Origin of the sequence: Agromyces mediolanus (assembly GCF_023715325.1) — a bacterium.
GTDB lineage: Bacteria > Actinomycetota > Actinomycetes > Actinomycetales > Microbacteriaceae > Agromyces > Agromyces mediolanus_A.
This window is the reverse complement of the sequence record NZ_JAMBNX010000007.1, coordinates 69,095-89,404: the sequence shown is the minus strand read 5'-3', so window position 1 is coordinate 89,404 and position 20,310 is coordinate 69,095. Positions and strand designations below refer to the sequence as shown.

Genomic DNA, 20,310 nt, shown 5'->3' with positions numbered 1-20,310 from the left:
CCCACCATGACCGATCCGGCACGTCCCGGGGATCACGTCGACGCGACCCCCTCTACCACCCCCGCGGCATTCGGCTGGCGTGGGTGGCTCCGGTGGGGCTGGCGGCAACTGACCAGCATGCGCACCGCATTGCTGCTGCTGGTGTTGTTGGCAACGGCTGCCGTTCCCGGCTCGATCTTCCCGCAACGTTCCGCCGACCCGAACGGGGTCGCCGCCTACTTCCGCAACAACCCGGGCATCGCGCCGGTCCTTGACGGGCTGCAGATGTTCGACCTCTACAGTTCAGCGTGGTTCTCCGCGATCTACCTCCTGCTGTTTCTGTCGCTGATCGGGTGCGTGATTCCCCGAATCCGGCACCACGCTCGTGCGCTGCGGTCCCGCCCGCCACGTACCCCACGAAACCTGGGGCGACTCGACCAGCACCTCGTCGACGAACACGAGTTCACCGAGCCCGCAGCAGCTCGGGACGCCGCGGACCGATCCATCGACGCCGCCGAACGAGTCCTCAAGGACCGCGGGTACCGGGTTGAGCGGTACTCCACCGCGGGTTCCGACTCCGTCTCAGCCGAACGCGGCTATTTACGAGAGACCGGGAATCTGGTCTTCCACGTGGCTCTGGTCGGTGTGCTCGTGGCCGTGCTCGTCGGCAGCGGAAACGCCTACACCGGGCAACGAGTGATCGTCGAAGGCACCTCCTTTGTAAACACGCTGAGTGACTACTCGTCCTTCTCACCCGGTCGTTTCGTCGACGACGGCGAGCTCGCCCCGTACTCGCTCACCCTGGACCGCTTCGATGTGACGTACGAGGCGCCCGGCACACCAGCGGCCGGGCAAGCCGGAAACTTCGCTGCCCAGCTCATGGTGCGCGACACGCCCACGGCGGAACCTCGGACGGCGACCGTGCGCGTCAACGCCCCCATCGACGTCCGTGGCGACCGCATCTATCTCCTGGGGAACGGGTACGCCCCCACGATCACGGTCCGCGGTGCCGACGGCACCGTCATCTACCGGGAGATGCAGCCGTTCCTGCCGCAGGACTCGATGATGACCTCACTCGGCACCATCAAGATCCCGGACGGGCTCCCCGAACAGGTCGGACTGGTCGGCTTCCTCTACCCCACCCAGGATGCGCTCGCCTCCGGGGCCTACACGTCCGTGTACCCCGCTCTGGTGAACCCAGTCGTGACGTTCAACGTTTTCGCCGGCGACCTCGGAATCGACGACGGCACGCCCCGCTCGGTGTACAGCCTGGACACCTCGGGCATGACACAACTCACCGGCGGGGACAGCGGGGCGGCGTCCATCGAGCTCCGGCCCGGGGAGACCGCCGACCTGCCGAACGGGTGGGGCACCGTCACCTTCGAGGACATGAAAGTCGAAGGCGCCCCCGAATCCGTGCTGCGCTTCGCCTCGCTACAGGTTCAACGAGACGCCGGCGCCACCTGGGTACTCGGGTTTGCGGTACTGGCAACGTTGGGCCTCATCACCGCGCTCCTAGTCCCCCGCCGCCGCATCTGGGTGAAGTGCAGCCTCGTCGAACCCACCACCGTGCGCACCGAGTTCGCGGCGCTCGCACGAGGTGAGGACCCAAGCCTGGGCCGTGCACTGTCCGACATCCAATCCCGCCACCACGCAGCCCTCACCTCCCAGACCCCAACCCAAGGAGCATCATGAACACCTCAAAATCCAAGCGCCCCTCGCCCGCAACTCAACCTCGCCGACGGATGACGCCGTTGAAGATCGGGATCATCACGGCAGCGGTCGCTATCATGCTGCTGCTTGTCGCACTCATCGTGGGGATCGCCGCGCAGCCACGCACTTCCTCGGATGGGCCCACGTCAACGACGCCCGCAGCAGCCGACGGCGAACTGCCGGGCACCCGCTCCAACACCCACGTGCTCGATGAGGTCGGTCCGGACGCACCAACGCTCGTCGAGTACCTCGACTTCGAGTGCGAGGCCTGCGGCGCGTTCTACCCGTACATCGAACAGATTCGGACGCAGTACGACGGGAAGCTGAACTACGCCTTCCGATACTTCCCGCTTCCTGGACACTTCAACTCGATGAACGCTGCCATCGCCGTCGAGGCCGCCGCCCAGCAGGGCCGGGTTGAGGACATGTACAACAAGCTCTTCCAGACCCAGACCGAGTGGAGCGAGCAGCAAGAGTCCAGGGCGGACACGTTCCGCGGGTACGCCGAAGCGCTCGGCCTGGACATGAGCGCGTACGACGCCGCGGTCGCCGACCCGGCAACACAGGCTCGTGTGCAGCAGGACGTTGACGAGGGACGCTCGCTGCAGGTCAGCGGCACGCCCACGTTCTACCTCGATGGCGAGTTGCTCGAGCTGTCCAAGTACACCGACCTCACTGATGCTCTCGACCGCGCCATCGCAGACTGAGGCCCGCCCCCAGCAGCGACGACCGCCGGCACCAGTTCTCAACCTCGCTCCGGCCGTCGCCGCTTCCACGGTGGGTGGGTTCCTGCTCGATGTCGCGTTCCCGTCGGTGGGTTGGTGGCCGGTTGTCTTCCTCAGCGTGCCGCTCGCGCTGGTCGCGCTGATTGGACGCACCGTTTCGGGTGCCGCCCTGGTCGGCTTCAGCTACGGTGCGGCGTTCTCGTTCGCGCACCTGGTTTGGATCGGCGAGTTTCTCGGCCCCCTGCCATGGGTCGCCTTGGCGGTGCTGCAGTCCGCTCTCGTCGCGTTCGGTGCGGTGCTGATCACGTTGACGTACCGGTGGCTGCCGGAACTGGCACCCGGCCGGGTCGGCCAGCTGCTGCTCACACCGGTGGTCGTCGCGGCGATCTGGACTGGGCGGGAACTGCTCGCCGGGGCGTGGCCGTATTCCGGCTTCCCTTGGGCGCGACTCGGGATGACCCAGGTGGAGAGCCCATTGGCGGAACTCGTCTCCTGGACTGGGGTGACCGGTCTCAGCTTCGTCCTCGTCTGGGCTGGCGCGGTCATCATTGAGGGCTTCCGCCACGCTCCTCCCGTTCGTCTTGCGATGCTCGGTGGTCTGACCGCGGTGTTGACGCTGATCGCGCTCGTCCCGCAGTTCCCGACGGTCACGGCGGGAACGTTCCGCATCGGGTGGGTCCAGGGCGACGGGCCAGCGGGGTACTTCGATGCGCGTCGCCCTGGCGACATCTTCACCGCGCAGGAAGAGGCGACTGAACCACTGCTCGGCACCCGGATGGACCTGCTCGTCTGGCCTGAGGGCAGCGTCGACGGCGACGCCGTGAACGACCCGGCGGTTGCCTCACGGCTCGACCGTCTCGCGACGCAGACCGGCGCCCCACTCCTGGTGAACGGCGCGACTGCCCGCGACGGGCGCACCTTCAACACGACCCTTCTCTGGGGGGACGGAAACGACGCCGGCCCGCAACTGCATGACAAGGTCAACCCGGTCCCGTTCGGTGAGTACGTTCCGGATCGCTGGTTCTACGAGCTTCTGGTCCCAAACCTCACCGAACTCATCCAGCGTGAGTATTCGCCCGGAAACAACCCGCCCCTCGTCGACGTCGGAGGCACACCGCTCGGGCTCGCGATCTGCTTCGACGTCATCTACGACGACGTCATTCGAGCGGGAGCTGTTGGCGGCGCGCAGGCGTACGTCTTCCAAACGAACAACGCGGACTTCCGCGGCACCGACGAGAACTTGCAACAACTCGCGTTCGCACGAATGCGGGCAATCGAGACCGGCCGAGCGGTCGTGAATGTATCGACGGTTGGCACCAGCCAGGCCATCGGCCCCGACGGATCGGTCCTCGACACGCTGCCAGCCGACGAACCCGGTGCGCGGGTCACGACCGTTCCGCTTCGAACCGGAGTCACCGCCGGCACGATCCTCGCCCCGTGGGCGGAATGGACCATCGGGGTGGCCGGCATCTTCGTGCTCGGGTTCGCCGGGCTGGTGCGCGCACGCAAACGCAACGAGAACAGGAGAACAACCGGATGAACACCCCAACGCTGGATTCGGCGTCGTTGCTGGCCGTATGGACTGCCATCGCCCTCTACGTCCTCGCGTTCACGGCCTACAGCATCGATCTGGCCCGCCGGGCCGGTGCGTCGCAGCCGCGCACGGCGGAACTTGTCGGCGCCCGGGCAGGTGGCGGGGATCGGCCAGTCTCTCAGTTGGACGAACCGGACCCGTTGCGACTCCCGCCGCAGCTGCGCCCGCGGGCGTTCTGGGCACGTCTGGGCACGGCATTCACTGCGCTCGGCCTGCTCTTCCATCTCGCCGGCACGGTGACACGCGGGGTGGCCGCGGCTCGAGTGCCGTGGTCGAACATGTACGAGTTCGCGCTCACTGGCACGACGTTGGTGATCGCGGTGTACCTGGTGGTGCTGCGTCGATACGACCTTCGCTTCCTCGGCTCGTTCATCGTCGGCATGGTGGCGCTTCTCCTTGGCGGGGCAACGCTCGCGTTCTACGTCGACGTGGTGCCGCTGATGGATCCGCTGAAGAGCATCTGGCTGGTCATCCACGTCTTCGTCGCCTCCCTGGCGACGGCACTGTTTGCCATCGCGTGCGGGCTCTCGGTGACCCAGCTGATCCAGGCACGGCGTGAACGGACGAGCATCCGGCCGTCCGACGCTCGACCCGGTGCGTTCCCTTCGGCTGACACCCTGGAAGCGTTGGCGTACCGATTCGCCATCGTCGGGTTCATCTTCTGGACGTTCACGCTGATCGCCGGTGCGATCTGGGCGAACGAATCGTGGGGCCGCTATTGGGGGTTCGACACGAAGGAGGTCTGGACGTTCGTGATCTGGGTCCTGTACGCCGGCTACATCCACGCTCGTGCCACCCGAGGTTGGCGTGGAACGCGGTCGGCGTGGCTGTCGATCATCGGTTTCGCCGCGGTGCTGTTCAATTTCACCATCGTCAACCTCTTCTTCAAGGGTTTGCACGCCTACTCGGGTCTCAGCTGATGAGCGACCAGGTCCTGACCGGACAGACCCGCCGGTGGTCGCGACGACGGGCGTTCCTCGTCACGGCACTCATCGGCCTCGCCATGGCACTCGTGGATCAGACCAGCAAACTCCTCGCGCTTGGCACGCTCTCCGAAGGTGAGCGGATCCCGCTCATTGGTGACGTGTTCGGCCTGCAGCTGGCGTTCAACCCCGGCACCGTCATGTCATTCGGCGCCGGGTCCACATGGGTGTTCACGACGATCAGCGCTCTGGCAACCATCGGGCTCGGCGTCGCCGCGACCCGGGTTCCGTCGCTTCCGTGGGCGGTTGCGGTCGGCCTGATCTGGGGCGGCGCGATGGGCAACCTCTGGGATCGCCTCGCGGCGCCGCCCGGCTTCGGGGTCGGCCACGTCACTGACTTCCTCGCGTACGGCGACCTGTTCATCGGCAACCTCGCTGACGTCGCACTGGGGGTCGGCGTCGCGCTCTCGTTCCTGCTCCGGCTCCTCGCCCGCCGAGACTCCCGGGTCCCAACACCGCAGTGAGTGGGTCACTCGTGCGGGTGCGCCTCCGTGGCTTGGTGGGCGACCGGCTCGAGTTGAAACGTGGAATGCTCCACGTTCACATCGAAGTGCTCGGCAACGCATTGTTGCAGGTCACCAAGAATCGCCGGAGCGTGCCCGTCGCGGAAGCACTCCGGTTGAACCACAACGTGAGCACTCAACACCGGAAGGCCCGTCGCGATCTGCGAGGCGTGCAGGTCGTGTACGGCGACCACATGTTCCATACCCAGGATGTGCGCACGCACTTGGCCCAGATCGAGCCCTTTCGGCGTGGACTCGAGGAGGACGCTGACGGACTCCTTCAAGAGAATGAGGGTCCGCGGGATGATCAGGGCGCTGATGAGCATTGCTGCGACGGCGTCGATCTGCACCCAGCCGGTGGTCGCGATGACGATGGCGCTGACGATGACGGCCACCGACCCAAGCGCATCGTTGATCACCTCGAGGAACGCGGCCCGCATGTTCAGGCTCGCTGAACGTCCGGACGTCAGCACCAGGATGGACGCGATGTTGCCGACCAGGCCCACGATGCCGAACACGAGCAGACCCGTCGAGGAGACATCCGGTGGCTCGAACAGCCGTTTGACGCCTTCGATGAACGCGTAGATCCCGACGGCGAGGAGCACTGACGCTTGCGCCAGCGCGGCAAGCACCTCCGCCCGTTTGAACCCCCAGGTGTGCCGCGGGGTCGGCGGTTTCAGCATCCATGAGGCCGCGATCAACGCCATCAGCAGTCCGGACGCGTCGGTCAGCATATGACCGGCGTCGACAAGGAGCGCCAGGCTTCCGGTCCAGATTGCACCGATGACTTCTGCAACCAGGATCGTCGCGGTGATCGAGAACGCGATGGCGAGTCGTGTGCGGTTGTTGGATACCGCGTGGTCGTGTTCGTGGGACATAGTGAGCCTTCTTCGCCGTTCAATCGAGCCGGTTGCGCCGGATCATCCGGAAGAACGCAATCCCGATACCCAGGAACACCACTCCGAAGACGCCGGCGAGAACAACCAGGCGAATGGTGGCGGCCTGTGCGCGCTGCTCATGGTCCGGCGCTGGCGAGCTTGGCGTGTCGACTTCGATGACCGAGGAGGCTGGTATCACAGCCGATTCGCCCGGGGCAGCTTGCGCTGGCAGCGGGGCGGCGAGGGACAGTCCGATGCAGAGCGTGAGGATCGGGAGGACGCGTCGGCGCCCGGTGTGGATAGGCATGGTGTTGGTTTCGTCGTGGCCGGCATTCGCCGGCGGAGGTGAACGGGGTCGTGTGCGCTACAGCGCGAACACGACGACCGGCGGGCCCCGACGACGAACCGATGCACCCAACCACCGAACCCGGAGCGGGCGGGGGACGCACTCAATGACCTGCCTGGTATCGGGCGTGAGGACCCGCGGCAGCCTGCACCATGCTCTGTGGGCGAGACGCCTAACCGCCGCGGCGATGACCGCCGTCAGGTGGTTCCCGAACCCCAGATAAGCGGCGGTGACAACAGACGCGACCACATGCGGGACCCAGAGGGCGGCGGCAACGGTGAACTGGTTACCTTCGACGATGAACGACGCCCCGCACACCCCCTCTCCGACGCGGAAGAACGCGTGGAAGACGAGCTGGCTGGCGACGACTCCAAGCAATGCCCGGGAGATCGTGAAGCTCCGACCGCGGAACACTCCGTACGCTGCTGCGGAGAACGCCACAGACAACGCGAACCCCACGAGCGTCGGCGCAGCCCCCACCAGGACCAGGTTCGCGAAAGCCATCATGCAGGCAGCCGTGACGGCGACGAGTGCACTCTCGCCGATCCGCCGGTGCATGCCGCCCATGCCGACTCCGCTCTCTTCCCCTCATCTAACCACCGGTGACCTGCTGATCGCGGTGAACGACAACTGCTCAGGATCGGCAGAATGTCGTCTGCTATCTTGACGGTGTTCCCGTCCAGTTGCGAGGTCCCCCTTGGCTACGCCCCCACGATCCCACGCGCGCCTGCGCAGGGTCCTGGTTGCTGCGCTGCTCATTTTGGGGACCTGCGTGGGATTGCTCCTGGCGCACTCGTCGGACTGGCAGCATTCGGGATCCGCGACCGCCAGCGTGACCTCCGCTGATCACGGTGTCGTCGACGAACCGGCGGTCTCTGCGAATCCGGCCGATCTGCTCGCGGGGTACGACTCACTCGCGCTGTGCTTGTCCATCGGGATCGGCTGCGTGATCGCGTTGCTGATTGCCGGTCTCACGTTCCGGCGAAGCCCGGTACTCGCGCGCGGCCCGTCCCCTCAACGCACGTCACCGGTGCGCGGAAGCACCCGGTTCACCGCGCTTTCGATCTCTCTCGACACCCTCTGCGTTAGCCGGGTATAGGACCCGGCGGACTCCGCCACCGACGCCGGCCTCGGACCGGCTGTTGCAGCGTCGTCCCGTCCCGGTCCTTGCCCATGCCGTCTCCGGCCTACCCGCAGAGAACCATGTCGTCAGATTCAATTCCCCCGCTTCCATCCCGCCGCGAACTGCGTGCCAAGCGTTCCCGGCCTCGGCGCGGTGCCCGGGCTCCTCGCCCACGACCCGAGCGGAGCCAGGGCCCTCGCCGGCAGACGGTACCGCCCCGGCGACCTCGCGCCCGGCCCCGCATTCAGGGGTTTCTCGGGCTGGTCGCGGCAGTCCTTCTCGCGAGCGCGACAATGCCGGCGGCCCTCGTCAGCGCGCCAGCGGTAGCGACGGCTGATACCTCGGTCCACGCGTCCCAGTCCGTCGAAGTCGACGCGTCAGCGCTGTCCGCCCCAGTCAACGGGGAGGCTTACGCGGCGACGTCCGGCAAGGAGCTCCGCGCGGCGGCGAACATGCGAACCGCCGACACCTTCGTCAACGATCTGAGCTCCCCCGTGCAGTGGCCGTTCCCCGTCGGGGTTCCGATCAGCGACGACTTCGGGCCGCGCGCGGCCCCCTGTTCCGGGTGTTCCACCCAGCACAAAGGTCTGGACATGACGCCCGGCGAAGGCACCCCGATCTCCGTGATCGCAGACGGCGTCGTGCTCGAGACGCAGGAGTCCGACTCGGGCTTGGGGGTCTCGGCGCGGATCGAGCACATCGTCGACGGCGAACGCTACGTCAGCGTGTACGCGCATATGGGGTTCGGGTCTCTGCAGATCCAACCTGGCCAAGTGGTCCGCGTCGGTGACCAGGTCGGCGAGGTCGGAAACTCAGGGCAGAGCACCGGCCCGCACCTTCACTTGGAGATCTGGCGCAACGGCACCGAGGCCATCGACCCGTACGCGTGGCTGACCGAGCAGGTCGGGCGATGACCGGCCCTGTTCGCGGGCGCAAGCGACCGCGACCTTCAGAACAGGAGAAGCCACCGAGACGCGCCCTCTGGACCACCCTCGCGCTCATCGGCTGTTTCCTCGCAGCCGTCGCCCTGATCCTGCTCCTCATGCGCCCAACCTCCGCGAACTCAGAACCGGCGAACTACGAGCCGTCAAGCCAGGCAACGCTCCAGGCCGGAGGGCCCCTGCTGTGACCGTGTCGCTGGCGTTTCCAGTGCGGCGCCGATTGGCTGCGACGTCAGCTGCGACGTTGGGGGTGCTCACCCTTGCGGCGGTGATCGCGGCCACGATAGCCACCGCTCTGACCGCCACCGACCCGGTGTTCCCGGTGCCGGAGGTGGTCGAGTTCGGGCTACCCCTCGTGAAGACGTTGACGACGTTGGCGGCCTCGGTCACCGTCGGTGCTATCGCAGTCGCCGCGTTCATGCCCCGAGCCAACCCGGCACGGGACGCTGCACTCGACATCGGCGCCAGCGCAGCGGTGGTGACGGCGGTACTCAGTGGCGGGACCGCGGTCCTCACCCTGCTGGCGCTCGCTGGGGAGGTTGCAGCAACGACGTTCGCTGCGACGCTCGGCCAGTTCTTCACGGAGATCGCTGTAGGCCAGGCGTGGCTTGCGACGCTCCTTGCGTTCGCAGGGCTTTCGGTCCTCTGCTTCGCGGTTCGTGAGGAGGGGGCAGTTCGGTGGATCGCGGTGATCGCCGTGCTCGCGTTGATCCCTGTCTCACTGCAAGGGCACGCCGCCGGCGCCGGCAGTCACACGGTCGCAGCGACCGCGCAGTGGCTGCACTCGGCCGCGAGTGCGGTCTGGATCGGCGGGCTCGCGGTGCTCGCCACGGTTCGGCACCGGCTAGGGAACTCGACCACGCAGGTGCTCGCCATCTACTCGCAGATCGCGCTTGTCTGCTTCATCGTAGTTGCCGCCGCCGGGGTCAGTGGCGCTGTAGTCCGCTTCGAAAGCCCGGGCCAGCTCTTCACCACGACCTACGGCGTCCTGCTGCTCGCGAAGGTCGCGTTGCTCACCGTGCTGGGCGTACTTGGCGCCTGGTACCGGCGGTCTCTGCTTCGGTCGAACCCGCCGAAGCCGGCGTTCTGGAGAACCGTCGCCGCCGAGCTGGTGATCATGGGCACCGCCATCGGACTTGCCGTGGTCCTCACCCGGACCGCACCGCCCGTCGGAGAACGGATTGCCGCGACCCCGGCACAACGGCTGACCGGGCTCGACCTTCCGGCCGAGCCGGATCAGTGGGCAAGTGCGACGAGTTGGGTGTTCGACCCGTTGTGGATCCTTCTCATCGGGTTCGCCGCGTTCAGATATGTCCGCGCGGTCATCACGGCTCGACGTCACGGACGATCCTGGCCCCTGCTTCGCATCATCGGCTTCCTTGCCGCGCTCATGCTGCTCCTCTTCGTGACCTGCGGCTGGGCCGGCGTGTACGACACGTACCTGCTCAGCGTCCGCATGGTGGTGCTCGCAGCACTGACCGTGGTGATTCCACTGCTGATTGTCCTCGCTGCCCCGCTCAAGCTGCTGCGCCCCTCCGAACACCCCGGCCCCGCGCTGGTCCATCCGTTGGTGTCAGCCGGGCTGCTCGCGTTCGTGGTGCTGCTCTGGGCATCGCCGGTCACGTTGAGGTGGGCTGTTGAGGATCCCGTCGGCTCGCAGTTGATGCTGCTTAGTTCATTGGCCGCAGGGCTCTACTTCTGGGCGTCGATGCTCGCTCCCGCCCGCCGGCACATCCGGGCGGTCGCGGCAGGTGCGGTCACCCTCGCATTCGCCGGTGCTGGCATCCAGCTACTGAGCGTTCCAGGGGTGTCGCCGGACTGGTACGCAGTCATCACCGAGGGATGGGAGCTCGACCTCGTTCAAGACCAGGCGAACGCCGGGATCGTCCTGTTCTCCGGTGCGGCGGCGGTGCTCGTCGCTGCCGCGTTCTTCCTCCGACGGAAGCTGAGCGATGCGGTGGACTGAACCATCCGCGGTCGAGCCACCAGACCTGGCCGCGTTCCTCGCCTGGACGCCGCCGGAGCTGCCGCTGCTCCCGGCGCTCGGCGGACTACTCGCTCTGGCATACATCGCCGGCTGGCTCCAAATGGTCCGAACGGAGCGGCGGTGGCCGGCCTGGCGAGGACTGCTGTTCCTACTCGGGTGTGCGCTCATCGTCGCGACAACGGGAAGCGGGGTCGACCGCTACGGCCAGGAACTGTTCTCAGTGTTCATGTTCCAGCAGCTGACGTTGATGATGGCCATCCCACCACTACTCGTGCTGGGGTCCCCGGGCACGCTTCTGCTCCGCGCGACACCGCGCCGCTGGCCGGGTAAACTTCCCGCGGTCGTCGCAGTCTGGGGCCTGCGGTCCAGGTTCACTCGCGTGCTGCTTCATCCCGGCTTCATGATCCCGCTGTTCCTGTTCACCTTCTACGGGATTTACCTCAGCCAGATCGGCGACGCCGCACTCCGCACTCCCACCGGTCACATCTGGCTCGAGCTGCTGTTCCTCGCCTCAGGAGTCCTGTTCACCGTCCCACTCATCTCCGCCGACCCGCTCCCGGTTCGGCAGACCCATCTCGGCCGGATGGTGGACCTATTCGCTGAGATGCCGCTGCACGCCTTCTTCGGGGTCATCGTCATGATGGCCGTCGCACCGCTCGTTCCATACTTCGGCGAACAAGGCAACCAACTCGGCGTCGACCCCGTCGTCGACCAACAGATCGCCGGTGGCCTTGCCTGGTCATACGGAGAGGCCCCCTCGCTCATCATCGCCCTCGTGCTGCTCGCACGCTGGTACACCGACGACACCCGACGCGCCCAGGCTCGCGACAAACGCGTGGAACGAGACGGGGATCCGGAACTGAGCGCCTACAACGAGTACCTCGAACGCCTCCACGAACGGGACCGCACATGAACAACAACCGGAATCACGCACTCGGCTTCGTCGCCGTCGTGAGTACCCTCGCGCTCCTCAGCGGGTGCGCCATCACCCGCGAGCTGAGGACCATCGACGGCGCCGTGCCAAGCTCCACACTGGGGGAAATCCACCGCATCGCCGCATCCGCCGAGGGAGACCAGCTGCTCATCGCCGCGCACACCGGTGTCTGGACGACCACCTTCGACGGCACGAGCTGGCAGGCACCACAGCCGTCAGGGTCAACCGAGGACCTCAGCGAGCTCGCCGTCCTGAGCGACGGCACCCTCGTGGGCATCCGTCACGAGGACGCCAGCCAACTGCTCACCAGCGACGACGCCGCGCGAACATGGACGACATCCCAGATGCCGGCCGGGGCCGCATACTCGGAACTCACCGCGGGCGGCGGCACCCTCTTTGCCTCCAATGCCGGCAAGCTCCAGACATCCGATGACCTCGGCGAGACATGGACCACCTTGGGCGAAACGGAGATCGGGTCGATGTCCGCGTCGCAAACCGATGGCCAGCTGCTCTGGATCATCGGTTCCGACGGTCTGGTCGAAAGCCGCGACGGCGGGGAGCGCTTCTCCGACGTTCCGGATTCCCCGCAAACAACTCTCGTCACCTCCACCGCAGACGAGTCACACCCCGGATCCATCGCGACCACCGGCGGCGACCGGCGGATCTGGACCCGCGAAGGGGCTGACGAGCCGTGGCGTGCGAAAGGCCGCTACGTCGGGACAGCGCGGCTGCTCACCTACGTTCCCGGTGACACCCCGTACCTCGCCATCGTCGACGACCGCGGCCTCATCGTTTCACCTGACTACGGATACAGCTGGACTGCGCTTACCGAGGGGACCAAGTAAATGCCAACCGAGAAACAAGCCGTGTATCAACGAAACGCCCTCGCACCCTCACTGCTGGCCGGCCTGATCCTCCTCATCGGCATCGCCGCGGTCGGCGGAGGCGCATTCCTCCTGTTCCAGTTCCTCATCACAATCCTCGCGCTCATCGTTGGGTGGTTCGCGATCCAAGCCAAACAGTGGTGGTGGGCCCCCGCCTTCCTTGCCGTCGCTGTCCTCTGGAACCCCGTGTTCCCGATCACGCTCCCCGAACAATGGTGGGTTGGTGTGCACTACGTGGCGCTGCTGCTGTTTGTGCTCGCAGGGCTGCTCATCAAGACGCCGCGCGCCACACGCGCCTGACGAACACGGAACCCCGGCCGCACCGGCCGACGCAGCCTCCGAATCCGCTGCAGGATTGAGGATTCGCCAGCGGAAGCGTAGCTTCTCCACCGCAAAGGCAATCCGGCTCCCGAACAGCCTGCGCGCCGGATAGCGCAAGGAACGCCCCCGCACGGCCCGCCCGGTCACCGCATCGGGCGGGTCGGGGCGTCTCGGCAGCCGGTCGCTCAGACAGACTCACCCGCACACGCAGGCCGATCCTGCACGAGGGCCTGGTCGTATGGTTCAGGTATGTCCAAGCTCACGGAGAAGTTGAAGTCGTTGTTTCGACGGCCTCGGCCGGTATCGAAGGAGGACGCCGCCGAGATCGCTGACTGGGTGAACGAAGGCGGCGCCGTATCCCCTGATGGACCGCCCCCGGTCGTCGAGGATGACACAGAAAAGAGCTGAAGCGACCCGCGAAGCAGATTCGGCAACCCCCGAAATCAGATGCCGCCCACCCCGGGCGGTAGGACCGGGTTTCTCTGGGCTTCTTCGGCGACCCTGTCGAACGCACCTCCTCGCAGGAGCTCGACCGCGTTCGCACCATCGAACTCGTCCCGCCGCACGCAGAGCCAGAGCGTGACGGACCAGTCAACATCCGGGTCGAGCGCCGGGTTCAATGCGACACGCAGCTGCCGGAGCCCAGGCACTGTACTCCTGTCTCCGAGGAACTGGAACGCGGGAAAGAACTCACGACCGCCACGCTCGAGGCGAAGGACCTCGGCCCGTTCGATGCGTGCGTCGAGTTCTGCTTCAGCGATGGCGAGGTCACGCAGGAGCGTTGCACGCGAGTAGAAGGGACCGACCGTACGGTTCCAGTTCCGGGCCGCACGGTGCCGGGCTTCGTCACCGTCCACCTTCGCCCTCCCGCTCCAGGCGCGGGAAAGCCACCCAGTCCCACTTCAACGCAGACAGCTCGAGAACGGCCAGATTCCCTCGCATCCATTCGCATCCCATCGAGTAGACCCTCCGCCCGTCCGAAAGCGTCCGCCCGCCCGTCACGTGCATGTGCCCATGCGCGAGTAGCCGCGGCCGCACCTCCTCCCACACGGCGGTGACCCGCGCCCGAACCATAGCCGAGTAGGCCTGTGCCTCAGGGCTCCATCGGCCGCGGGCGAGCTGCTCCGCGGCTTCCCGAGTGCCACCATCGACCATGTCGTGCGTCAGCAGCACATCGACCGGGCCGCCGGCCGCGGCGTACTCAGCCTCGAGCTCCGTTGGTGCTTCCTCGGCCCACCAGGATCTGCCCTCGATGCGGGCTTCGTAGTCCATCGACGCGGCCCCACCAAACGATAGGAAGACTCGCCCACCGATCTGGAATCGCAGGCCGCGCGGCAGCGCCCACACCCGATCACTCAGGGAAACGGCACGGCCGGGGGCGGTCGCGAACTCCGCCTCCAGCCAGTGCCAGTCGTCGTGGTTCCCCGGTGTCAGGAGGAGACGGTCGATCCCGCTACGTCCCAGCCAATAGTCCACGGTGCCGAGAAAGCCAGGCGGTCGTTCCTGGCTCCAGACTCCGAGGTCTCCGAGGTGCAAGATCGTCCGCACATCCGAATGCTGCCGCGCAAGCGCCGGCACCGCCCGCTGGACCCAGCGGACATCGCCATGCCAATCGCCGGCGACCGCAACACGTCGCTCAGTCGCGAGTCGGTCGTCCAGGCCAGAGGTCGACACCCAGGCCGAGCTCGAGCTTCGCGATGGTGGCAAGGTCCGGCCACGCCCGGCCGGCGAGGAGGCTGAGGATAGTGGTGTGGTCGACCCCGGTGTCTTTCGCGACCGCTCTGACGCTCCGGTCACCGATGGCGTCGGCGACGTTCCGGGCGAAGAGACGGGCGACCTCACCAACGGGGTCTACCGCCTCCACGTCCGGCCATCCGGGCGCGACTTCGCGCGGGGACGGTCGAGGTGGCCTGGCCATGATCCGAGCGTAGAGCACGACCATCCAGCCAGCGGGTGCCACCTCGACCAGATGGGGGCGATTCCACGCATACGGTTATTCTAATAACCGACCTGGGGTTGTCAAGGTAGCCACCGCGGGGACCTCGTCGAACCACCGCGCATAGCAGGAGCAGCGGGCCACCCCGCTACCCAGATTGGTAGAATTGTGCTGCTCTCGCGGCACCGAGCGAAAGGAGCAGAGTCGCCATGTCGACCACTCCTCATGAAGATGCCCCGATGAGCGAAGCGGAGATCACCGAGCATCTCGCCGCCGCAGATGCCGCCCTCGCACTGGCAGGACACCATGCCTCCGCGGAATCGGAGGAACTGGCGCGTCGCGTCGGCCGGGGAGAGCTGACCATCGACGAGGCGGTCGAGCTCACTCGCCGTCGCATTCAGGGCGACAGCTGACGTGCCGGGCGCATTCAAAGCCTGGGACGACTACTTCATCCCCGGCACGGAGGTTCTGCGCAACCGACCAGGTTTCTCGGACGCTGCGATGCTCGCCCGCTTCGAACACGACGTCACGCGGCTGCGGATCTTCGAACTGTCCGCGAAACCGATCCCCGGCGACTTCGACTACGCCCACATGAAGGCCATCCACCGGCACATCTTCCAGGACGTGTACGACTGGGCGGGACAGGAGCGGGTCGGGCCAGGGCGGATGACGAAGTCAGGCGTGAACGTCGTCACCGGCAGTGGCGAGGCTGCGTATGCGTACTTCCCCGCCGAGTACATCGCCGAGAACGCCGAGGATCGCTACGCGCTGCTCGCTGAAGAACACCTCCTCGTCGGCCTCCCGCAGGCCGAGTTCGTGGACCGGCTGGCTGACCACTGGGGCGAGATCAACGTGATCCACTCCTTCCGGGAGGGGAACACCAGGGCCCAGTTCGTGTTCTTCAAACAGCTGAGCGAGAACGCCGGATACCTGCTCGACGCGGCGCAATTCCGAATCGGCAGCCCGCTCCGAGACGAGTTCGTCGCTGCACGTTTCGAGAACCAAGCCAGCGGCTCGCATCGGCGTCTGGCCGCCGTACTGGCGCGCGCGGTGCGGCCACGCGAACCGAAGCGAAACACGTCCGTCGGAGCATCCACCGAACGCCAGCCACGTCGGGGCACGCTCGGCCTCCCCGGGAACGCTGGTGAATTCGCTCCCAAGCAACACTCAGACCCGGAGGTCTCGCTCGGCTAGATGCCGCCGCAACGAGCGTTGCACCTCACCACCAGAGCGCGTATTTTAATACCCGTCGTACGTTGGCGGACCCCAGTCCGGGACCGCGCATGGATCCGCCCATGGATAGCTGCGCTCTGCATGGAAGCGACGGTCCGCGATGAGCGCGAACCGCATCGGCGCCTTCACGCCTGCGATGCCGGCGACACACTGGACGCGGATCGCGCCGTTCGTGCGCGCCGCGGTGCTCGAATCGCACGCCCAGATCCCGTACTCGACGCAGCAACTGATGAAGACGGTCGCCGCGCACGTGCACTGGTGCGTGTTCGTCGCAGGCCTCGAACTCGACCGGGCGGAGGTGTTTGACCGCGCGATCATCGTGCATGCGGTCCACCACGCCGAGCGGCTCTCCGAGGCAAGCCGCGGGAACACCCGCTCGCAACTGCTGCGTGTCGCCGAGATCCTGCTTCCCGACGCGCACCCGGCACGGCTGCCGGCGCTCTCCTCGGCTGAACCATCCGCGCCGTACACGCAGGCGGAGCTCAATTCGTTCAACTCCTGGGCACGAACCCAACCCACCGAGGTCGCCCGGCAGTCTGCGGCCGCGCTCGTCACCCTCGGCGCCGGCGCCGGGCTCGCAGCTCGCGAGCTCGCTGCCGTCGTGCCTGAGGACATCGTGGTCGACGATGAAGGAACGCTCATCCATGTCCGTGGTGAACGGCCGCGCACGGTCCCGCTGCTGCGCTCCTGGGAAGAACTGCTCGAGCAGACGCGGCGGAGTTCTCGTCCAGGGGTCCCGCTCTTCCGCCCCGGGCACGGGAAGTTCTACCCGAACATCGTCACGAACTTCGTCGCCCGCAGCGCCGGCATCGGGTTGAAGCCGCAATCACCGCGACTCCGAGCAACGTGGATCGTCACGCTACTTGCTTCCGGGGCTCCGCCGCTCGCGCTGCTGGAGGCCGCTGGCGTGAGCTCCCTGGAGGCGCTCACCCGCTACATGCGTTTTGTTCCGCCGCCGAGCCCGGGCGCGGCGAGGTTCGCGCTCCGGCATGCCGAGCTTCAGGATGCCGGCTGATGCATCGGCGCCAGCCGGAGGTCGAAGCTGAAGAACTCCGCAGCGAGGAACAGGTCCTCGAACTTCGCGGGGATCTCACCTCTGAGTATCCGGCCGAACCGGTCGTAGTCGGTACCGACGGCAGTCGTGTACCTGCCGACCGTCCACCCACCTGACTGAAGGCTCCGCCACACGAGGTATGAGAAGTGGTGCTGCAGCTTCGCCGCCCGCAGACGCGCCTCCGCATCACGACCGGAGACGGGGTTCCAAACGATCTCCTTCTCCTTCCCGAACAGCTTCGGCAGCGCCGCGAAACTGCGCGGTTCGAACCTCGGTGCCCCCATAGACACGCACCCTACGTGGATTGCGTCTTTTCCGCATCTTCTGCGCCTCAGACGCAGAAGAATGCTCAGAATACCGGCGTGTCGCGACACCTCGCCAAAACCGAGCGCACAGAACCCCACGTGAATGCATCTTCCATCGACACTCTCATCGGCACCTACACCCCGAACGCTCCGGCGACCCACTGGGCCCCGGTCGCTGAGTTCGTCCGCGACGCCATCCGCGCGACGACGCTCGACGACGCCGAGCAGGTCCGCCGCGCCCTCATCTTCACCACCCAGTTCGTCATCTGGGCGGTCCGAGTGGCGGGCATGCCCCTGACCCGAGACGGCATCTTCGACACCGCCCTCATCGAAGAACACATGGCGACCCGCACCGGACTCTCGCAGACGAGCCAGGTGCGTCAACGTTCCCTCCTTCTCCGCATCGCCCACGACCTCGTCTCTGCGCCCGCACCCGCGTCCACGACCTCGCGAACGTCGGCGCAGCAGCCATACACACGGGCTGAACTCGCGCACTTCGCCGCGTGGGCAACCAGTCAGCCCAGCGAACGTCAGCGGAACAACGCCCTCGCCGTACTGACCCTCGGTGTCGGGTGCGGTCTCACGCCCGACGAGGTGCGAAACGCGCACGCCGACCACATCAAGCCCGCGGGCCTCGGCCTGCACGTGCCGGGCCGGGTACCGAGATTCGTCCCGGTCCTCGACGGATGGGAAGAGTACTTCCGCGCCGTCCGCGACGCGAACCCGGCAGCCTACCTCTTCCGAACCAATGGAGCGCGCGACCAGCACACGCTCAAGGTCTTCATCAGAGACACGCAAGGAATGGGCCCCAAGCCGCGCCCGTCGCGGCTCCGCGCGACCTGGATTCACGCGCAGCTTCGCGCAGGGGTTCCGCTCAACGTGCTACTCCCCGCCGCCGGCCTCACGTCCACCACCTCGCTACAGCACTACCTCGCGTACCTCCCCGACCCCGCAGACAGCGACGCGGTACTCACCTCGGCGAAGGCGGGTGCATGATGAGCCGGCCCACCCCGAACCGTGCTGGTCTCGCCGCCATGCTCGACACCCAGGCGAAAGTCAATGCCCAACGACGGAAAGACCCCATCCCGCTCGCCAGAGTGAACCGTATCGCGCAGTTCATCGACAACGCCGGCATCATCGAGCAGCTCGAAACCTGGCGGCGAGCGGACCGGACGAAGACCGCGCCCGGCGGCCGCCCGGGCACCACCACCATCCGCACCATCCTGCTGCTGATGTTCCTCCTCGCCGACGAGGACAACGCGCTCCTCATCCGGAACATGGTCGACATCGTCATCGACCGGTTCGACGACAAAACCCGCGAACGGTACGGCATCGCCCTGGGCAAGAACTACCGGGCCACGTACGGGCGGATCTGGCGCGCTTGGGAAACGCTCCGCACGCTCCTGGACCCTGAGCCCCTCCCGCGCGGCCGCCGGAAGCGCCTCGACGTCCACACGTACCTCCAGCTGGCCGAATCCGCCCGCAGTGAAGAGCTCTGGCGCGAACGCAAGGACCGCATCGACTGGTTGTGTAACCAGATGCTCGAGGCCACCATCCACGTCCTCCCTGCCGAGTACCAGAAATGGGGCGGCGGCGTCGCCGCCGACTCGACCTTCGTCGAAGCGTTCGGTCGCTACCACTCGCCACGGTCAGTCAAGGGCATCTCCACGGACCCCGACGCCGGCTGGTACATCCGCGACCCCGACCTGCGCGACGCGTACGCGAAGTACACCAGCACGAGCAAGGACCGCCCGCCCCTGAAGACCGCCAAATGGGGATTCGAAGCCTGCTACATCGTCCAGGCGACGAACGACCCCACCAAGCCCGCCGACTTCCCCCAGCTCGTCATCGGCATCGCCTTCCACCGGCCCGCGAAGAAGGCAGCCCAGGAAGCGCTCAGCGCCCTCCGCTCCGTCGCCGACCGCGGCCACCCAGCCGGGTACCTCATCGCCGACCGGCTCTACCTGCCCGGCGCAAAGCCGGAGAACTTCCAGCTCCCCATCCGCGCCCTCGGCTACCTCCCAATCAACGACTACGACAAGAACGAGGTCGGCCGCCAAGGCCACCACGAAGGCGCCATCCTCGTCGACGGCAGCTACTACTGCCCCTCCATGCCCGAATCACTCATCAACGCGACCCGCAACAACCAACGGCGGCCCGATCACCCCGACTACATCGACGACGAAACACACCGCAACTACATCAAGCGGCGCGAGCTCTACCGCTTCCGCCCCAAGGAGAAGCCCGACAAGCACGGCAACACCCCGATGATGTGCCCCGCCGCCGGCCCAAACCCGACCGCGAACTGCCCACTGAAGCCCCGCGACGGCAACACCGGCTCTCGCAAAGTCTCCGTCGAACTCACCATCAGGAAGCCGCCGAGCATGCCCCCAAAGGTCTGCACCGCGAAGTCCTCGACCAGCTTTCCCGCCGAAGCCGGCGCCAAGTACTGGCAGCCCATCCCGCACAAGAGCGACGAATGGCGCCGCTGGTACGCCCACCGCAACGTCGTCGAGGCCTACAACGGCGACATCAAGGACGACTCCCGCACCGGCCTCGGAAGCAAGCTCCGTCGCCGGTTCCGCGGCTACGCCGCCACCTACCTCGTCACCGCCGTCCTCACCGCCGCGACCAACCTCCGTCGCATCGCCAGCTTCCTCCACGACGCCTACGAGAAACACCTCGCCCCGGCAGGACGCCGAACCGCGAAGAAGCCGCGGCCACCCCGCACCAAACACAGCCTCACCAAGTGGGCGAACACCGGCACCATCCCGTACGAGCCCCCACACGAACACGAACGCTGGCAGGAGTAGCCCACCTGCTCAACAGACACCCGGCTGAGACGGCCACCACCCCAGCTCAACGAAGGCG

The 20,310-nt window shown here is 66.8% G+C and carries 24 protein-coding genes; 17 read left to right on the top strand and 7 right to left on the bottom strand.

Annotation, left to right across the window (positions count from 1 at the left end):
* Positions 1 to 6 precede the first annotated feature (6 nt).
* The 5 genes from resB to M3147_RS13280 are packed head-to-tail and all read left to right on the top strand — an operon-like array spanning position 7 to position 5,458.
* On the top strand, positions 7 to 1,674 hold the full coding sequence (gene resB, locus M3147_RS13300) for a cytochrome c biogenesis protein ResB (protein WP_251203949.1): 1,668 nt from the start codon (positions 7 to 9) through the stop codon (positions 1,672 to 1,674).
* Entirely contained in the window at positions 1,671 to 2,399 is a 729-nt protein-coding gene (locus M3147_RS13295) for a DsbA family protein (RefSeq protein WP_251203948.1), read from the top strand. The genes resB and M3147_RS13295 overlap by 4 nt, the downstream gene beginning before the upstream one ends.
* Complete coding sequence (lnt, locus tag M3147_RS13290; protein WP_251203947.1) at positions 2,371 to 3,957, top strand: apolipoprotein N-acyltransferase; 1,587 nt, start codon at positions 2,371 to 2,373, stop codon at positions 3,955 to 3,957. Before M3147_RS13295 ends, lnt begins: the two co-directional genes overlap by 29 nt.
* Positions 3,954 to 4,931, top strand: a complete 978-nt coding sequence (gene ccsB, locus M3147_RS13285; RefSeq protein ID WP_251203946.1) for a c-type cytochrome biogenesis protein CcsB — start codon at positions 3,954 to 3,956, stop codon at positions 4,929 to 4,931. The genes lnt and ccsB overlap by 4 nt, the downstream gene beginning before the upstream one ends.
* Complete coding sequence (locus tag M3147_RS13280) at positions 4,931 to 5,458, top strand: signal peptidase II (protein ID WP_251203945.1); 528 nt, start codon at positions 4,931 to 4,933, stop codon at positions 5,456 to 5,458. Before ccsB ends, M3147_RS13280 begins: the two co-directional genes overlap by 1 nt.
* A gap of 5 nt (positions 5,459 to 5,463) precedes the next feature.
* Here M3147_RS13280 and M3147_RS13275 read toward each other — a convergent pair whose 3' ends face one another.
* The 3 genes from M3147_RS13275 to M3147_RS13265 are packed head-to-tail and all read right to left on the bottom strand — an operon-like array spanning position 5,464 to position 7,288.
* Positions 5,464 to 6,375 carry a cation diffusion facilitator family transporter gene (locus M3147_RS13275; protein WP_251203944.1) on the bottom strand — a complete coding sequence of 304 codons (912 nt, stop codon included), beginning with the start codon at positions 6,373 to 6,375 and terminating at the stop codon, positions 5,464 to 5,466.
* A gap of 19 nt (positions 6,376 to 6,394) precedes the next feature.
* A complete protein-coding gene (locus M3147_RS13270; RefSeq protein ID WP_251203943.1) occupies positions 6,395 to 6,682 on the bottom strand; it encodes a hypothetical protein in 288 nt (95 codons plus the stop codon).
* 57 nt (positions 6,683 to 6,739) lie between these two features.
* On the bottom strand, positions 6,740 to 7,288 hold the full coding sequence (locus tag M3147_RS13265; protein WP_251203942.1) for a hypothetical protein: 549 nt from the start codon (positions 7,286 to 7,288) through the stop codon (positions 6,740 to 6,742).
* A gap of 205 nt (positions 7,289 to 7,493) precedes the next feature.
* Here M3147_RS13265 and M3147_RS13260 point away from each other — a divergent pair, with 205 nt between their 5' ends.
* From M3147_RS13260 to M3147_RS13230, 7 genes are all read left to right on the top strand, one after another.
* Positions 7,494 to 7,820 (top strand): hypothetical protein, encoded by a 327-nt coding sequence (locus tag M3147_RS13260; RefSeq protein WP_251203941.1) that lies wholly within the window; start codon positions 7,494 to 7,496, stop codon positions 7,818 to 7,820.
* A gap of 476 nt (positions 7,821 to 8,296) precedes the next feature.
* Positions 8,297 to 8,758, top strand: a complete 462-nt coding sequence (locus tag M3147_RS13255) for a M23 family metallopeptidase (protein ID WP_251203940.1) — start codon at positions 8,297 to 8,299, stop codon at positions 8,756 to 8,758.
* Positions 8,759 to 8,969: 211 nt separating this feature from the next.
* The gene (locus M3147_RS13250) at positions 8,970 to 10,751 is read left to right on the top strand and encodes a cytochrome c oxidase assembly protein (RefSeq protein ID WP_251203939.1); all 1,782 of its coding nucleotides are present in this window, start codon (positions 8,970 to 8,972) and stop codon (positions 10,749 to 10,751) included.
* Positions 10,738 to 11,685 carry a cytochrome c oxidase assembly protein gene (locus M3147_RS13245; RefSeq protein ID WP_251203938.1) on the top strand — a complete coding sequence of 316 codons (948 nt, stop codon included), beginning with the start codon at positions 10,738 to 10,740 and terminating at the stop codon, positions 11,683 to 11,685. The genes M3147_RS13250 and M3147_RS13245 overlap by 14 nt, the downstream gene beginning before the upstream one ends.
* Entirely contained in the window at positions 11,682 to 12,551 is an 870-nt protein-coding gene (locus M3147_RS13240) for an exo-alpha-sialidase (RefSeq protein WP_251203937.1), read from the top strand. The genes M3147_RS13245 and M3147_RS13240 overlap by 4 nt, the downstream gene beginning before the upstream one ends.
* Positions 12,552 to 12,890: a DUF6804 family protein gene (locus M3147_RS13235; RefSeq protein ID WP_251203936.1), complete on the top strand. Its 339-nt coding sequence runs from the start codon at positions 12,552 to 12,554 to the stop codon at positions 12,888 to 12,890. It abuts the gene before it with no gap.
* A gap of 270 nt (positions 12,891 to 13,160) precedes the next feature.
* The gene (locus M3147_RS13230; RefSeq protein WP_251203935.1) at positions 13,161 to 13,319 is read left to right on the top strand and encodes a hypothetical protein; all 159 of its coding nucleotides are present in this window, start codon (positions 13,161 to 13,163) and stop codon (positions 13,317 to 13,319) included.
* Positions 13,320 to 13,354: 35 nt separating this feature from the next.
* Here the strand turns inward: M3147_RS13230 and M3147_RS13225 are convergent, their stop codons facing one another.
* Genes M3147_RS13225 through M3147_RS13215 form a run of 3 tightly spaced genes read right to left on the bottom strand, consistent with a single transcriptional unit; the run spans position 13,355 to position 14,829 of the window.
* Positions 13,355 to 13,768: a hypothetical protein gene (locus tag M3147_RS13225; RefSeq protein ID WP_251203934.1), complete on the bottom strand. Its 414-nt coding sequence runs from the start codon at positions 13,766 to 13,768 to the stop codon at positions 13,355 to 13,357.
* Positions 13,758 to 14,585 carry a metallophosphoesterase family protein gene (locus tag M3147_RS13220; protein ID WP_285462283.1) on the bottom strand — a complete coding sequence of 276 codons (828 nt, stop codon included), beginning with the start codon at positions 14,583 to 14,585 and terminating at the stop codon, positions 13,758 to 13,760. Before M3147_RS13220 ends, M3147_RS13225 begins: the two co-directional genes overlap by 11 nt.
* Positions 14,548 to 14,829, bottom strand: coding sequence for a helix-turn-helix domain-containing protein (locus M3147_RS13215; protein ID WP_251203933.1), 282 nt, complete (start codon positions 14,827 to 14,829; stop codon positions 14,548 to 14,550). The genes M3147_RS13220 and M3147_RS13215 overlap by 38 nt, the downstream gene beginning before the upstream one ends.
* A gap of 257 nt (positions 14,830 to 15,086) precedes the next feature.
* Here M3147_RS13215 and M3147_RS13210 point away from each other — a divergent pair, with 257 nt between their 5' ends.
* The 3 genes from M3147_RS13210 to M3147_RS13200 all read left to right on the top strand — a co-directional run bounded on the left by M3147_RS13210 (position 15,087) and on the right by M3147_RS13200 (position 17,095).
* Positions 15,087 to 15,260 carry a hypothetical protein gene (locus M3147_RS13210; protein WP_251203932.1) on the top strand — a complete coding sequence of 58 codons (174 nt, stop codon included), beginning with the start codon at positions 15,087 to 15,089 and terminating at the stop codon, positions 15,258 to 15,260.
* Position 15,261: 1 nt separating this feature from the next.
* Positions 15,262 to 16,041 (top strand): Fic/DOC family protein, encoded by a 780-nt coding sequence (locus M3147_RS13205; protein WP_251203931.1) that lies wholly within the window; start codon positions 15,262 to 15,264, stop codon positions 16,039 to 16,041.
* Positions 16,042 to 16,180: 139 nt separating this feature from the next.
* Positions 16,181 to 17,095: a site-specific integrase gene (locus tag M3147_RS13200; RefSeq protein ID WP_251203930.1), complete on the top strand. Its 915-nt coding sequence runs from the start codon at positions 16,181 to 16,183 to the stop codon at positions 17,093 to 17,095.
* On the opposite strand, the gene M3147_RS13195 is transcribed toward M3147_RS13200, so the two are convergent.
* On the bottom strand, positions 17,080 to 17,418 hold the full coding sequence (locus M3147_RS13195; protein WP_251203929.1) for a hypothetical protein: 339 nt from the start codon (positions 17,416 to 17,418) through the stop codon (positions 17,080 to 17,082). The genes M3147_RS13200 and M3147_RS13195 overlap by 16 nt on opposite strands.
* Positions 17,419 to 17,433: 15 nt before the next feature.
* On the opposite strand from M3147_RS13195, the gene M3147_RS13190 reads away from it, so the two are divergent.
* Together M3147_RS13190 and M3147_RS13185 are read left to right on the top strand one after the other, a co-directional pair.
* Positions 17,434 to 18,435, top strand: coding sequence for a hypothetical protein (locus M3147_RS13190; RefSeq protein ID WP_251203928.1), 1,002 nt, complete (start codon positions 17,434 to 17,436; stop codon positions 18,433 to 18,435).
* Positions 18,435 to 20,252: a hypothetical protein gene (locus M3147_RS13185; protein ID WP_251203927.1), complete on the top strand. Its 1,818-nt coding sequence runs from the start codon at positions 18,435 to 18,437 to the stop codon at positions 20,250 to 20,252. The genes M3147_RS13190 and M3147_RS13185 overlap by 1 nt, the downstream gene beginning before the upstream one ends.
* The last annotated feature ends 58 nt before the right edge of the window (positions 20,253 to 20,310 follow it).

Excerpts from the sequence above, each read along its gene's own strand:
- M3147_RS13185 (WP_251203927.1), top strand. The coding sequence starts at position 18,435 with ATGAGCCGGCCCACCCCGAACCGTGCTGGTCTCGCCGCCATGCTCGAC.
- M3147_RS13280 (WP_251203945.1), top strand. The coding sequence starts at position 4,931 with ATGAGCGACCAGGTCCTGACCGGACAGACCCGCCGGTGGTCGCGACGA.
- ccsB (WP_251203946.1), top strand. The coding sequence starts at position 3,954 with ATGAACACCCCAACGCTGGATTCGGCGTCGTTGCTGGCCGTATGGACT.
- M3147_RS13265 (WP_251203942.1), bottom strand. The coding sequence starts at position 7,288 with ATGGGCGGCATGCACCGGCGGATCGGCGAGAGTGCACTCGTCGCCGTC.
- M3147_RS13215 (WP_251203933.1), bottom strand. The coding sequence starts at position 14,829 with ATGGCCAGGCCACCTCGACCGTCCCCGCGCGAAGTCGCGCCCGGATGG.
- M3147_RS13255 (WP_251203940.1), top strand. The coding sequence starts at position 8,297 with ATGCGAACCGCCGACACCTTCGTCAACGATCTGAGCTCCCCCGTGCAG.
- M3147_RS13230 (WP_251203935.1), top strand. The coding sequence starts at position 13,161 with ATGTCCAAGCTCACGGAGAAGTTGAAGTCGTTGTTTCGACGGCCTCGG.
- M3147_RS13195 (WP_251203929.1), bottom strand. The coding sequence starts at position 17,418 with ATGGGGGCACCGAGGTTCGAACCGCGCAGTTTCGCGGCGCTGCCGAAG.
- M3147_RS13210 (WP_251203932.1), top strand. The coding sequence starts at position 15,087 with ATGAGCGAAGCGGAGATCACCGAGCATCTCGCCGCCGCAGATGCCGCC.
- M3147_RS13275 (WP_251203944.1), bottom strand. The coding sequence starts at position 6,375 with ATGTCCCACGAACACGACCACGCGGTATCCAACAACCGCACACGACTC.
- M3147_RS13270 (WP_251203943.1), bottom strand. The coding sequence starts at position 6,682 with ATGCCTATCCACACCGGGCGCCGACGCGTCCTCCCGATCCTCACGCTC.
- M3147_RS13235 (WP_251203936.1), top strand. The coding sequence starts at position 12,552 with ATGCCAACCGAGAAACAAGCCGTGTATCAACGAAACGCCCTCGCACCC.
- M3147_RS13295 (WP_251203948.1), top strand. The coding sequence starts at position 1,671 with ATGAACACCTCAAAATCCAAGCGCCCCTCGCCCGCAACTCAACCTCGC.
- M3147_RS13240 (WP_251203937.1), top strand. The coding sequence starts at position 11,682 with ATGAACAACAACCGGAATCACGCACTCGGCTTCGTCGCCGTCGTGAGT.
- M3147_RS13245 (WP_251203938.1), top strand. The coding sequence starts at position 10,738 with ATGCGGTGGACTGAACCATCCGCGGTCGAGCCACCAGACCTGGCCGCG.
- resB (WP_251203949.1), top strand. The coding sequence starts at position 7 with ATGACCGATCCGGCACGTCCCGGGGATCACGTCGACGCGACCCCCTCT.
- lnt (WP_251203947.1), top strand. The coding sequence starts at position 2,371 with ATGCTCTCGACCGCGCCATCGCAGACTGAGGCCCGCCCCCAGCAGCGA.
- M3147_RS13200 (WP_251203930.1), top strand. The coding sequence starts at position 16,181 with ATGAGCGCGAACCGCATCGGCGCCTTCACGCCTGCGATGCCGGCGACA.